This is a genomic window from Limosilactobacillus sp., assembly GCF_040772465.1.
Lineage (GTDB): Bacteria > Bacillota > Bacilli > Lactobacillales > Lactobacillaceae > Limosilactobacillus.
Genome location: NZ_JAXGYB010000003.1, coordinates 172356 through 187449, shown reverse-complemented (window position 1 = coordinate 187449; position 15094 = coordinate 172356). Strand labels below are relative to the sequence as shown.

General features: G+C 32.3%; 10 protein-coding genes and 1 pseudogene. 10 read left to right on the top strand and 1 reads right to left on the bottom strand.

Going from position 1 to position 15094, the window contains the following annotated elements:
* The first annotated feature begins 7 nt into the window (after positions 1 to 7).
* From AB3114_RS04490 to AB3114_RS04470, 5 genes are all read left to right on the top strand, one after another.
* On the top strand, positions 8 to 814 hold the full coding sequence (locus AB3114_RS04490) for a phosphorylcholine transferase LicD (RefSeq protein ID WP_367342065.1): 807 nt from the start codon (positions 8 to 10) through the stop codon (positions 812 to 814).
* Between the two features lie 76 nt (positions 815 to 890).
* Positions 891 to 1997, top strand: coding sequence for a glycosyltransferase (locus tag AB3114_RS04485; RefSeq protein ID WP_367342064.1), 1107 nt, complete (start codon positions 891 to 893; stop codon positions 1995 to 1997).
* Between the two features lie 30 nt (positions 1998 to 2027).
* Entirely contained in the window at positions 2028 to 2924 is an 897-nt protein-coding gene (locus AB3114_RS04480) for a glycosyltransferase family 2 protein (protein ID WP_367342063.1), read from the top strand.
* 3 nt (positions 2925 to 2927) lie between these two features.
* Entirely contained in the window at positions 2928 to 3977 is a 1050-nt protein-coding gene (locus AB3114_RS04475; RefSeq protein ID WP_367342062.1) for a glycosyltransferase, read from the top strand.
* A gap of 1019 nt (positions 3978 to 4996) precedes the next feature.
* Positions 4997 to 6628: a hypothetical protein gene (locus AB3114_RS04470; protein ID WP_367342061.1), complete on the top strand. Its 1632-nt coding sequence runs from the start codon at positions 4997 to 4999 to the stop codon at positions 6626 to 6628.
* 67 nt (positions 6629 to 6695) lie between these two features.
* Here AB3114_RS04470 and AB3114_RS04465 read toward each other — a convergent pair whose 3' ends face one another.
* On the bottom strand, positions 6696 to 8045 hold the full coding sequence (locus AB3114_RS04465; protein ID WP_169490189.1) for a transposase: 1350 nt from the start codon (positions 8043 to 8045) through the stop codon (positions 6696 to 6698).
* Between the two features lie 264 nt (positions 8046 to 8309).
* Here AB3114_RS04465 and AB3114_RS04460 point away from each other — a divergent pair.
* From AB3114_RS04460 to AB3114_RS04440, 5 genes and pseudogenes are all read left to right on the top strand, one after another.
* A pseudogene (locus tag AB3114_RS04460) lies at positions 8310 to 9631 on the top strand (DUF6056 family protein).
* Positions 9632 to 9719: 88 nt separating this feature from the next.
* A complete protein-coding gene (locus tag AB3114_RS04455) occupies positions 9720 to 11393 on the top strand; it encodes a hypothetical protein (protein ID WP_367342060.1) in 1674 nt (557 codons plus the stop codon).
* Positions 11394 to 11571: 178 nt separating this feature from the next.
* A complete protein-coding gene (locus tag AB3114_RS04450) occupies positions 11572 to 13194 on the top strand; it encodes a 6-pyruvoyl-tetrahydropterin synthase-related protein (RefSeq protein ID WP_367342059.1) in 1623 nt (540 codons plus the stop codon).
* Positions 13191 to 14054, top strand: coding sequence for a UbiA prenyltransferase family protein (locus AB3114_RS04445; protein ID WP_367342058.1), 864 nt, complete (start codon positions 13191 to 13193; stop codon positions 14052 to 14054). Before AB3114_RS04450 ends, AB3114_RS04445 begins: the two co-directional genes overlap by 4 nt.
* 8 nt (positions 14055 to 14062) lie before the next feature.
* The gene (locus AB3114_RS04440; RefSeq protein WP_367342057.1) at positions 14063 to 15088 is read left to right on the top strand and encodes an acyltransferase family protein; all 1026 of its coding nucleotides are present in this window, start codon (positions 14063 to 14065) and stop codon (positions 15086 to 15088) included.
* Positions 15089 to 15094: the final 6 nt, after the last annotated feature.

Below are 15094 nucleotides of genomic sequence, written 5' to 3'. Positions count from 1 at the left end.
CAATGCAATGCAACAATTGACTCGGCCACAAATTCAACAACGATTGTTGAACATCATGTTGAATTTTGATAATTTTTGTCAGAGACATGATTTGAAGATGTATTTATGTGCTGGCACTCTTTTAGGTGCGATTCGGCATCATGGCTTTATTCCGTGGGATGATGATATTGATGTATGCATGGATCGCCAAAGCTACAATAAAGTTCTTGAGATTGCAAAGAGTCAACGAACATTTAATGATCACTATATGTTCACGGACTATCATTTTGGTAATTCAAGCTATCCATTCATTAAAGTGGTAGATTTAGAAACTAAGATGGATCAGGAGTACGAAAACGATATGGCTGACTATCTTTGGATTGATGTTTTTCCAATGGACGGACTACCATCTGATATTACTGCACAGAAAAAAATATATAAAAAGATTGGTGTAGCTAGACAGATTCAAATGTTGAGTTTTGCTAAGCCTGGAACTGGTCGAACCATGGCTAAGAGAATCATTAAACCATTCTTTATGATCTTTGCGCGGATGTATGGTTTGAGTCGTGCTAACCGCAGATTGGATCAGTTAGCACAAAGTTACGATTTCCGACAAACTGGATGGATTGGGGACGTCATGTGGGGTGACTTTGGTCGTGAAACGTTGACTGCCAAGGAATATTTTAAATCCACCAAAGTATCTTTTGAAGGTCATCAATTTTACACAATGGCTTGTTGGAACAAGTATTTGACGATGCTTTATGGTAATGATTATATGGCAATGCCTCCAAAAAGTAAGAGATTAGATCATCATTTGCGAGCATGGCTTAGGTAGTTTGCTCTTGACACTTAGTTAAGTTAGAATAGCGAGGGTAATATTTGTTATCCTCGTTTTATTTTGGAGAATTAGTATGAAAAGACTACTTGTTATAAGTGACTGTGTTAGAAGCAGTGGAGTTACAGAAGTTATTTTTAGAATTTTCAGTCGTTTTCCTAAGGACCAATATCATATTGATATGGTGGGTTATGGTGAAGATCATACTGGATATTCAGAGAAGCAATGTAAGAAATATGGATGGCAACTTAATAGGGTAATTCCTGTGACCCAAAACCCAATACGTCATTGGCACTGGTGGAAAGAATGGTTTAAAAACCATCAATATGATATTGCTTATTTCAATTATTCTTCATCTTGGAATTATTTACCGATAGTTTATGCTTCTAAATACGGACATGTTCGCAAAATAGTTTGCCATTCTCATAATTCGTATTATAGTCATAAATTTTCAAATAAGTTATTAATGTTTATGCTCAACTCTTTGAATAAACATGGAAGAAAAGTAATAAATCATTATGTTAGTGTTAGAATAGCTACTTCAGCAAAAGCTGCACGGTGGATGTTTGGTAATGAAGCGAATAATGCTGTTATTAGTATTAATGGTGTGGATATTTCTAAATTTATCTTTAATGCTTCTAAGCGTGCATTGTTACGTAAGCAGCTTGGTCTATCTAATTCCACATATTTAATAGGTTTTGTTGGAGCTTTACAATCTAGAAAAAATCCTCAATTTGCTATTCAAGTTTTTGACAAATTTCACAAAAAACATCCTAACAGTAAAATGATTATTGTGGGCAACGGTCCTTTAGAGGCTAGTTTAAAAAAGCAAATTAGTAACTTAAAACTTGACAACGATATTTTCTTTCAACGTTATTTAAGCAACATTAATGAATGGTATTCTGCTATGGATGCACTGTTATTTACTAGTCGTTATGAAGGTGTTAGTTTGGTGGCTTTAGAGTCGCAAATAAGTAATTTACAAATTTTAGCGTCTGACAAGAATGATAATGTTATATTCTCCGGGAATACTATTAAAAAAATGACAGACATGGATGTCATTTCTTGGTCTACGTCCTTAGAAAGGATTTTATCCAGAGATATTGATAGAAGTATATTTCAGCCAAATTTGGAAAAATTTAGTATAGTTCACCAATCCCAAGATATTGAAAAATTGCTATAAATTCAAAACGAAAGTGTTGAAACATTTATAATGAGTATCCATAAAATAGCTGCAATTGTTGTTACATATAAACGTAAACCACTGCTTAAAGAATGCATCAATAGTTTACTAAAACAGACTTACAAAGATTTAGATATTTTGATAATTGACAATCATAGTCTTGATGGTACTGATCAACTGGTTCATTCATTTAAGGATGATCGTGTTCTTTATCAAGACACTGGACAAAACTTAGGTGGTGCTGGAGGTTTTCAATATGGCATTCGTGAAGGTGTCGAGCGTGGATATGATTATTTGTGGCTAATGGATGATGATTCTATTCCTGAGCCTAAAGCATTGAGCAACCTTGTTAAAACTCATAAACAGCTACCGAACAATGGTTTTCTATCTAGCAAGGTGCTGTGGAAAGATGGCTCAATGTGTCAAATGAATATTCCTAAAGTTTCTTTGAATCGCAAACTAACGGATTTTGAAGGACATGCCAAGCGCATCATCATGACTAGTTTTGTTTCTTTCTTTGTGTCGGCTCAGGTTGTTCGAAAAGTTGGATTACCAATCAAAGAATTCTTTATTTGGGCTGACGACTTTGAATATTCTCGTCGAATCTCTCGTCAATATCCTTGCTATTTTGTTCCATCGAGTATTGTTGTTCACAAATGCAAATCAAATACCGGCAGCAATATCGTTAATGATTCGGTAGATCGACTGCCTCGTTATCGTTATGCATACCGCAATGAAGTATATGTTTACAGGCGAGAGGGTTTTGCTGGTTGGATTCACCTTGCATTAAAAACGATCTTACATTTGACGCGTTGCCAATTAAAAGCCAAAGACCATAAGGCAGAACGTCGTCAGATTATTTTGCAGGCAACTCTTAAAGGTTTTTCATTCCATCCAAAAATTGAGTACGTCAAAACAAAGGATTAGATTATGCAACTGACTTTTATTTGTCCAGAAATGAATGGTAATGGTGGTACCGAAACTGTTGTTGCTAAAGTTGTTAACCATTTGGTTAATGATAATCATGTGACGCTTGTGTTAACTTCCATTCCAACCAATAAGCAATGGCTATCTTCCATTAATTCAAATGTGGATATAATGATGGTTCATCATGATGGTAAAGTGCACAAAGCAATGTTGGTCATTAAAGCACTCATGAAACAGCCTAACGATGCTAAAGTGATTGTACTGGCTGCCAACCTCATTAAGTTAGTAGCTAAATATCGTCAATTGCTTCATCGTCATTGGAAGTTAATTTCATGGATTCATTATTCTTTAACACACCAACCTTATTTTGATCCGCGCAATATTTTAGTGGCTGATGAGCATTGGGCAATCAGTTCACCGATTAAGGACAAGTTAATTGAAATGGGAGCAGATCCATCGTCTGTTAAGCTGATTTTTAACCCAATTGATGATTATAGTGGGCCATTAAACCAACCATCAAATGGGACGATTAACCTTGTCTATGTTGGTCGCATTATGTTTGATGGTCAGAAAAACTTGCACGAGTTGTTATTGGGTATAGAGCAATTAAAACATGATGAAAAAGATATTCATTTAACGCTATTTGGTAGTGGTGATGATTTAGCTCTTTGCAAAAAATTTGCGAAGGACCATGGGATTGCAGAATGTCTTGATTGGTATGGATGGACGAAAGATCCTTGGAGTGTGATTGTTAAGCAAATACATCCTCAGGCATTAGTGTTAACATCAAAATTTGAAGGATTGCCAATGGTTATGTTGGAAGCAATGTCACGAGGAATTCCTTGTGTTTGCTCGGATTTTGATGGTTATGGGGATGTGTTGCAGGACAATGTTAATGGGTATGTTTATAAATTAGGCAATATTAATAGCTTAAGAGCGAAAATGTTAAAGGTACTTCCAGATGATTTATCTCCCCAAAAAGTTAAGAATAGTGTAGTGAAATTTTCTCAAAGGGAATACTTTAGTAGGCTGATAGCCATTATTAAGGGATAGGTATGCTATGAAAAAAGGTCAAGTCGTTTAGACAGTGGATTATTTTAATCTTATTAGGAGTTATGCTTCTTCAAGTAATTTACTTAAAACTATATAAAAATGACTTTCCATCGCAGTGGGACAATTTTATTCATATCTAGCGAATTTCTCCATCATGAATTATCAAATTGCTTCAATTTTCATTCCTTTTTTTGGTATTGGTCAAGCAATGAATCGAATCTTGATACTACTTTATGGCCACTGGTATTAATAATTACATTACTTTTTTCATTTAGTCATCAAATTGTGGTAATCAATACTATAATTCTATTTTTGATATTTCCTATTTCATCTGTTTGTGCAGGATTTGCTTTATGCCAATTTAGTAATGAAACGCAAGTAGGTGCAGGAATTGTTTACATATTTTCATTTTTACTTAAATTTATGATTTATAATATTATAAATAGTAATAGTATGACTAAACAATTAATACTTCGATTTGCCATTTGCTGCACAATAATTGTTTATTCTCATTTACTTAGTGTGGTAGCTCTTGCCATTATTATTGGTAATAATCTACATGTTTAGTATCAAGACAGTCTAGTGTTTATCCTTATATGAATGTTTTACTTTGGAGATAGTATCAATCTTGACTCTTTTAACAATTATCTTTAGGTATTTATAAATTTTCGTGTCAGATATTAGGCAAGAATATATATATTCACTGAAACTGCGCAATTTTATACTGGCTTCGAACACATGGAATGTTCAAACAAGTCTCACAACGTTAGCCATTATTTACATTGCTTATTTCTTCGCTTTTTGCATAATAAGAAGAGATTGAAATTATTAATATTTGAACTATTTATGGCATTGTTAAATGCAGTAGTTCTAGTAAAGAATAGGCATATGGACATGCCACGTTTACATGATACAAATGCTCAGTGTTATGTACAATTAAATCATCATATAGTAGCAGTGATCGTAATCTTTTAAAATATTATGAGTGAATTTGAAATATAAGAAAGTGAGTTTTTATCATGAATAAAGTTTCGAAAAGCAGAAACTATATTGATATTTTAATAATTATTTTAATGGCATTTCTGGCAATGATTCCATTGATTTTAAAAGGAACATTATTTTCTGGGGCTGATATAGGATACCATTTAAATCGAATTTTTGATACCTATCAAACATTGGAACATCACCATCTTTTTTCTTATGTTGCAACCTATAGTTTAAATCGCATTGGTATTGCAAGTAATATGTCATATGGTTTCTTACCATTATACATACTAGCAATTCCATTTATGTTTATTCATAACTATATTTTGGCAACTTATATCGGTTTAATTATTCTTTTTGGAATAATCATGTTGATATCATATTTTGTTGGATTAATTTATTGGCATAATAATCGCAAAAGCCTCATTTTTGCATTATTTTATGGATTGTCTAATTATTTGTTTAATTTTGCAATTGGTACATTTGATATTGGGCAATTTTTTGCAGCAGCTTTTATTCCTTTAGTGGTGTTTGGATGTTATAGCATATTGTTTTTGAATAATAATAATCATTGGCTTTTACTGCCGATAGGACTTTCTGCTGTAACATATACTCATTTAATTAGCACAATAATGATCTTTAGTTTAGTTATTTTTATGTTTATTTTGTCCATTGTGCTACATAAGATAAGTGCCCTTAAACTATATCGTTTGGTCTTATCAGCAGCTGTTTATTTTTTAATGACAATATTTTATTGGTACAACTTAATTATTGTGTTACGTTCTAATATTCGAGCAACTCAATCTCCAAAATTTATTTTAGGTGAAAATGCATATAATATTTTAGAAAGTATTTTAAAAAATGAACAATCAATTGGTTCGATATTTTTAGCATTTAGTATAGTTGGATTACTCTTATGGGCAAATCTGGACAATATAACCCATGGTGCGTTTTTTATTGCTTTATTTTATACATTTATTATTTCATCAGCATCTAATATCTTTTGGGTTATTTTGAGCAAGACACCAATTGTTAAAATCCAATGGGCAGGACGTTTTATATGGATTATTAATTTCTTTATTTGTTTTTTTGTTGCTGAAACTATTTTTGAACTCGTTAATAAAAAGGTTAGCCTTAGATTTAGGAAAATCATTTTCTATTTGTTAATGATTACACCTTTAATACTTTTTTGGAGTGAATCTGTAACTCTAATTAACCATGGTTCCAGTCAAACTGCAATTAGTAGGCCAGCTACTTACAGTAATCCTTTGCCATTTCAGAACTTTAAAATTAATAGTCAAAACGGATTCAGATACATTATTAGTAGCGACTACACTGGAGTTGGATCTTTAGATTATTTGCCTTCTAAATCTATGAGTAATTTCAAAAGCTTAACAGATTCGCAACTTTTTATGAATGGGAAAAAAATAAATTATTATGGTTATTCTAGACATAATGGCATGATGTATCTAATAAAAAAGCACAAAGTAAATAGTATATACGATTTGCCATTTGCTAATTATAGTGATTGCAATTATAAGGTAACAGTAAATGGTAAAAGGGTGCCATACTATTCAACCAATAGGGGAACAGTTGGATTTAGGTTAAGTGCAAACAATAATAATAACAATGATTTGAAGATAGATGTATTTTATATTCCTAACTGAAACTTGAAAGCACGAAAACTAGCCGGAGCTGCGTCAGCTTCGGCTTTTCTCAGCCTAAATTAGACTTTTAGATGCCAGTATTCAATGCTTTTTGGATCGTTATTGGCAACTGAGCTATGAATCGATTAATGATGTTATCAATGTGATCAGTTAGGCTGAGCTCAGCTCGACCCAGTTCATGAAATAAGTAGACCAATGCGTCCATAAAACGAATATCTGGCAGTGCTTGATTCATAATGTAAAAGAGTCCACCAATTGTGCGATCATCAGTATTAAGTCGTTCTTGCCAAGCCAATAAGTCATAAGTAATCATGGTGACGGCAATATAACCACATTGACCGTCGTAACTTTGAATTTGTGATCGATTAAGAGCTAAATACTGCTTAGCAGCTTTGAAATAGGTCTCAATTTGCCAGCGGCGTCCGTACAATTGAATGATTTCTTCTGGCCGCATAGCTAAGTTAGTGGTCGCTAAAACTAGGTAGTCCTGACGGTGCCCCTTTTTGGATACAAAAACCACTTTTAGCGGAAACTGATGGCCATGATATTGGGCTTGAATGACACTGCTGTAAAGATAGTGATGCCGACAATTCATTTTAGAAGCTGCTAAACGTTGATAAAGACCCTTAATGCTATAGTGACGACCACGATATCGATAATAGACTTTTGCGCTGCGTTTGAGCATACCCACACCAAAAAGCTGAAGCTGAGCGAGTTGCCAAAACATCTTCGGCGAACTGTACCAAGAATCAAAAAGGACGTATTTAGCTGACACGCCTAGTGTTTGCGCTTGTCTAATCAATTCTAGAGCCACTTGGTTCATTGGGCGTTGAGCTTGAGCCCTTCTTTGACCGGCAATTTGACGTTGGTCAGTAATCTGCGCTAAGCATCCAATCAGATTAGCAGGCTGGTGAGTTGACATTAAAGCAAAATTAATAGGCAAAAAAGTATTACCATCACTCCAACCGAGAGTTAAGCCACGGTAACCATTTACATACTCGTGCTTATCGTGGTCATAGGTCTTGGCTAATAATTCAGTCTTTTGGGACCAACGACGTGCTAACAGAGTATCATCAAGCACTAATGCCAAACGACGTCGACCATCAATAAACGGGGTTAAGATGCGAATTAATTGAATCGCTACTAAACAGACTAATTTCTGCCAGTTAATACGGCCATCATTCAAAACATTCCGTGCCGTTCTTGGGGTAAAATGGCAATCTGGATGAGCACGATTGATCGAAAGACGCTCAAAATGAGCTGTCATTAACCAAGCTACGATCATTTTCAATGAACATAATGAGTGACGCTTAAAATTCACCCTGTGAGTTAGCTTAGCTAGACCAATTAGGCTTAAGAAGTGAGAAATAATGTTTTGAGAATCGTTTTCAGTACTGAAATGGTTTATAATTTGCATAGCGCAAGACTCTTTTCTACTTTGATTTTGACACTTAAAGTATAGCGTAAGAGTTCTTGCGTTTTTTATTTTTTTCGTCCAAAAGCCCTGAACCACAATGATTTCATTGCAATTCAGGGCTTTCAAGTTTCAGTTCCTAAACGATTGCAGAGGTTTTTCGGCTATTTATCATTTATTTCATCTGCATTTGTTTTATGTTGTTACATAAAAAAATATAGATATGCAAGGTAATATATTAACTTGAAATAGGGGGGGAGTATTCATATGCAATCAGATTTTTCCAAAAGGCGTCTAATTAGGTTTTCTATTTTTGCAATAATATTATTTTGCGTGTATTTATTAATGTTTTACTGGAACTATAAAACACCATATTTGGACGACGATTTTTCTTTGGCAAATTTGTCATTTTCAGAAATTATAAAGGCCGGCATTGGGGATTACTTTCATTGGAATGGAAGGTTTTTCGGTCAATCGTTTGCTCGTGTCCTTTTAATGCACGGAGTATTCTTTGGCAGCATTCTTTCTAGCTTAGGTTTTATAATAATGACCTACTTAACTTCAATCCTTGTTAAAGGGGTAACTCGCTATGACATTAGTTTTACCAGAGTTATGTTAGTCATATTTAGTATATTTTTGTTTACTCCTGGTTTTTCAACAGTTTATTTATGGAAAACAGGAGTTGGCAATTATCTGATTACTTTAGTTATGGATTTATTGTACCTTGTATTGGTAATGAATGATAACAATTCTAAAATAGTTATTACCATAAGCTGCCTAGTAGGTTTTATAGCTGGTTGGGGCAATGAAAATACTTCTGGCGCTATTATATTAATTATTATTTTGCAATTAATAGATTCCTATTACCATAACCATAAAATGCCAATAAAAAAGGCTTTGTCTGTATTTTTTGTTTTTGTAGGCTTCATTTTTCTATTAATGTCTCCTGGGAGTGCTGAACGTGCTAGAACTCTTCATTCATATTTTGCTATGAGTATTACTGATCGTTTATGGTATGGATTATCATTACAAATGAATTTCTTTACAAAGCAAATTCAATTTGTTGTATTTATGTGTGTTGTTATTTTGATTACTGTATTTGCTTATTTTTATTGGAAAGATAATCCACACTTAATAGATGGTATTATATTTATTGTTGCTAGTTTTGCTGCTATTTTTTAATTATTTCACCACAAGGGATGAATATATCAAGGACATATTTAGGGCCATTTATATTAATGCTAATTGGTGTTATTAAATTAATTCCATATAGTTTGACAAATATTAGAGACAAAGCAATTATTTATATGTCATTGTATGTGGTTGCATTTTTGTCTTTAATATTTGTTACTAATGGAATGTATGAGAGCAAAAATTTTAATGAACAACTGAATAATAGATATGCACAAATTATTAATGCAAAAAAATGCGGGAAAAATCGTATCGTATTACAAGCTTTAAATTATCCTTACAATAGATATTCGCTTTCAGATGTTTATTTTGAGCTAACTAATAATAAGAACTATTTCCCAAATTCAAGCTATGAATATGGTTTTAAAATGAAGTCAATTATTTTAAAGAAACCATAATTTTATATTTTCTGGAGGAAAGTCCTTTGCAACAACATACTAAAAGACGTGCTGATATTAAGTTGTTATTGCTGGTATTGATTTTTTTGTGTTATCTATTACTTACGTTTTTTTACTAGCAAAAAGCAGGATTATATATGTAGCAGATGATAGAACTTTTCATATAGAAAGATTTGAAGAAGCATACTGGAATATATTACATGGACACTTAATTTCATATGTCCAAACTAATAGTTTTGCACGGATTGAGCAGGCTATTAATAGTTTTTATCCTCCCTTCACTGCCATTTTATTTGCTTTATTGAGGATAGTTCTTCATTCTCCAGTCCGCTCTATATACGCATTAATTTTTTTGGAACAATTTTTAGGACTAAACATTGCATATTGGTCTGGTAAAAGAATTTTAAGATCATCTAACTCTGCTTTTATTTTTTCAATAATTTTGAGATTTTCAACATATGTTATGTACAATGATTTTTCGCGTTTTGATGTAGGCGAAAGTTGGTCATTTGTTTTTATTCCTCTAACTATATGTGGGTTAGTGACAATAGCCAGAGATCACATATATAAACAAGGCAGTTTATACTTAGCGGTTGGTTTAACTTTACAGACATGGTCCCATATTCTTTTGCCCATTATGACTGTCTTCATATTGATTGTATTTGGGGTGATTTTGGTAATTATTGATAGTAAAAGACAGCTAATTAATGAATTAATTGCGGTGTTTGTGGCGGCTTTAATATGGTTCATTAATTGCCTCGTTATTTTGGTTCCCATCATGCACATGTCACATATTGGCACTTTTACTCCAAATTTGAATACTTTGGGCAATTATAATCTTACATTTGGTGAACTCTTTTCTTATTCGATTTCTAATACCATACTTAGAGGAGGACACTATGGGATTGGTTTAATTTTAATGACTGTTTTAATTGCAGGACTTTTTGTATTTAAAAAGTCAGATCAACTGATGCGGGCATATTATTTACTAGGATTATTTTCAACAATATTGGCAACTAATTTATTTCCGTGGAGTATCTTACATAATACTTTTGTTTCAACTATTCAATTTCCATGGCGCTTATTAGATATGAGCATATTATTTCTCTCACTATTTGGCGCTGAATTGGTAGCAAATAATTTTAAAAAGGGTGGGGTAATATTCATTACATTACTGGCACTTATTCTAACTGTGGGTTCAGAATCTCAATTTAAAATTCAGGAGCAGAACTCATTTCATATTGCGTCATCCAGTTATGATATGTACTATTCTTTTCCAACATTATTAAATTCTAGTAATTATGATAAAATTTTATCTGATCATAGAGTGAAAACAGGCTATGTCAGGTTTCAAGATTATGTACCTCTTAAGGCTCAACCATTTTTGAATGATTTATTTGATCATAAAGTTGTAATTGGGAAAAAGGAATATCATCCAACGAAAATAATTGATGGATTTCAATCAAACACATTTGTTGTAGATCATCCTGTAAAGTTAGATACACATGTCTCACTTCCATTTTTAATTTATAAAAAGTCAGACTATAAATTGCTTGTTAATGGCAGGATATACGATATTAGTGATAGACACAATTATCTTAATTTCGTAGCAAAAAAAAATATGAATAAAATGAAAATTAAGATTGTTTTTGTAACTCCCAAAATATTTAAATTGAGTTTACTAATATCATTCATTGGCTTTGTTATTACTGTTTTTAGTCTAGTTTACATTCAAGCAAGTCTTAAATATAAAAATATTTGATAACGCATACTAGCACACTATGCAGAATAATTTATAGTGTCATCTTTTTTAACTAATATTTTCAGAGGGAAAAATGCGATATTTGAAAAAAAAAGTTGAATGTCAGTTAGTTTTATTATTATGTTTTATTGTATTACCCATTATTTATGTTTATTTGTTTTCTCGATTTAACCAAATAATGTCATCCGGTGATTTTATGTTTCATGCGAATCGCATGGAAGAGCTTTATCAGGATGTTATACGAGGAACATTTATTCCCCGAATTAGCACCTATACATTTAATCAAGTAGGTAGTGGAATTAACTTCTTTTATCCCTGGATTTTGCTTTATCCATTTGTGATTTTTAGAATATTATTTCATAATCCCATTATTGCTTTTTATTTGTTTATTCTTTTTTACACATATTTAACAATTTTTATAGCTTACATTTGTATGTACTCTTATTCAGGGTCATATTTACGAGCATTCATATTTGCTCTGCTTTATACATTCAGTAATTACCATTTTTATTTAGTATGGAATCAGAATGTTTTAGCAGAAGCTTTGGCATATACGTTTCTCCCAATAGTTTTTTTGGGTTTTTATGAAATATTCTTTAATAATTATAATCAGTGGCCATTGCTGGGAATTGGAATGACATTTTTAATTTTTTCACATATGTTAACAACCATTTTGTCAGCAATTGTAATGCTCATAATTTTGTTAGTTACTTTACCATTAATTAGCAATATTATTTCTAGATTTATTAATGCTGTGAAAGCTGCTTTGCTGAGTTCACTACTTTCTGCTTTTTATTTAGTTCCTTTTTATGAGCAATGGGAAAGGACTAAAGTTCGTGGTTCATGGTTAGGTTTAATGCTCGTACAGACTCCGTTTGATACGGTTAAAAATGCTCTTAATAACGTTTCAAGCCCAAATATTGGTATACTGCTGTTAATAGTGGTAATACTTGGAGCATTTTATTTAAAGAAATCTAACCCAATCGATAGAAGCACATACTATATAGGATTAACTCTTTTACTTTTAACAACAAGCCTTGTCCCATGGTCGCATCTTAAATCTACACCAATTGCTATTTTGCAATTCCCATATAGATTAAATGGCTTAGCAACATTAATGTTAAGTGTTTATCTTTCCTCTATTGTTGCTTCATGGATTAAAATATCAAGATTTAAATCATTCTATTTAGAATGTTTATCAATTTTGGCTTCTATATTAATAATTTTTACTTTGAATATTGATATAGCTTTACAAACTACAGACTATCGACAATCATTACCTAGAATGAGTGAGAAGCAGACGTTTAGGAGATACTTACCTGATAAAAATTACTCTTTTAATATTACAGCTCATGATTGGAATAATATGTTTGGATATTTTGGACATAATGGAGCCTTCGACTATTATCCTAAATCACTGGCTAAATCTATGGAAATAACTGTAGCTACACATCATGCTTGGATTAACGGTAATAAAGTTGATGTTAGTTCTAGAATATCTAAGTTACCGAACGAATTATCATATGATTTAAGTGGATTTCCAAGTGGGTCGAAAATCACATTACCAGCTATATATTATTTTAATGACGTTGTTAAGACAGGCCGAGGTCATTTCCAAAAGCCACAAGTGGATAATAATAACTTAATTCAAATAAGAATTCCTAAGAGAGATAAGAAGGTTACTGTAAAATATCAGGATTCATTTATTGATATTGCATCTCTGTGGATCTCATTGCTTTCGTGGATAGGACTTATTGTATCGTCATTTTGGAAAAAACATAATTTAAGGAGGAAAGTATGAAGCAATATATAAAATTAATGCGTCCTTTTCATTGGATAAAAAATTTATTGCTTTTTGTTCCACTGTTTTTTAATGGTACTTTAAATGATACAAATAAGTTTGCCAATGTTGTTATCGGATTTGTTGCTTTTTCTCTTATTGCTTCTTCCGTTTATGTTTTGAATGACATTCAGGATGTAGATAAGGATCGTCAGCACCCTAAAAAGAGATTTCGCCCGATTGCGAGTGGAGCCATTAGCGTATCACATGCTAAATGTTTCTGGTTGTTTTTAGTAATAATTAGCTTATTGTTAATGTATTTCGTTGGCTATCGTTGCGAAAATTATTGGATAGCTTATTCTATGCCAATACTTTATTTGATCATGAATATTGGATATAGTGAAGGGTTAAAAAACATTCCCTTATTCGATGTGATTATTATTGCTTTGGGTTTCGTAATTAGGTTGTTTTATGGTGGAATGATTGTTAATGTATCAATTTCTTCTGCTTTATTCCTAACTGTTGTATCTGTGTCACTGTTTCTTGGATTTGGTAAACGACGAAATGAGTTACAGAAGGGAACAAAAACCAGAAAGGTCCTTCAAGCTTATAATATTGGATTTTTGGATAAGATTATGTATGTTTGCATTACGTTATCTCTAGTTTTTTATGCTTTGTGGACGTTGGAAAGCCATTCAAGACTATTGGTTTATACAGTACCAGTAGCAATGATTATCGTGATGGATTACTGTTTAATTATTGAAAGTGACAGTTCAGATGGGGATCCTGCAGAAGTACTAAAACACTCCAAATCTTTGTCCATATTATTGTTTGTATTTATCGTAATGGTGTTTATTAGTATTTACATTATTCATATTTAGGGTGAACAATGAAACGTGATAGTCGATTTGAAACTCTTAGAATCATCAGTATGTTTATGATTCTACTATTTCATTATCAATATTTTAGTCAACCTTGGAGATTAAGTGGTCACCATTCCTTGTCATTTTATTTTCTACCAAGTGCATATTTAGAATTAGGGAAATTAGGTGTCTATTTATTTGTTATGATTACCGGTTATTTCGTTGGTAATTCACAGTGGACTTTACAAAAGGGCGTCCATAAAGCTGGTCGTGTTTGGTCAGAAACAATTTTCTATGCAATTTTGATATTTGTTATTGCATATTTATGTGGACAAATTCCCAATCCGAAAATGGAATTGATAACTTCAATAATGCCATTTACACATGATCTATATTGGTTTGTGGATGCTTACATTGTTTTAATATTGCTTGTTCATTATTTAAATATTGTGTTAGTTCATATTAATCGCAATGATTTTAAATGTCTTATCATAATTGTTAGTGTCTTTGCTAGTTTACTTTCGCCAATCAATTCGACAATATTTACAAATGAAATTCAGTTTGGCTTTATTATCCCTGCTTACTTAATTGGAGCTTATTTCAGGAAATATCATATAAGCTTTCAAATTCCACTGTTAAAAGCAATGGTTTATTACTTTATTGCTATGGTAGGCGCAAGTATACTGTATTTTGTAGGCCACACTAGTTATATCAATTTCTTTTTCTTTGGCATTTTCCAGCTGATATCTGCATCATATATTTTTAATTTTGTGATGCAACGAAAATCATTTGGCAATGCTGGAATTAATGTCATAGCCAAGACAGTATTTGCTTCATATTTAATTACTGACAATGAGATTGTACGCAGACTGCTTTGGAGTGCTAAGTTATTTCACGATCATGCTTGTTCAACATTGCAGATGGGTATAATTGCAATTTTTATTGTTGTATTCATAATGATATTGTGCACGTTAATAGATGTTTTGCGTGCAGGATTGTTTAGCTTTTTAAAGCGTGTTTTATATTTTTTGAGAAAGAAAGACAGCTGCTAGGTTATT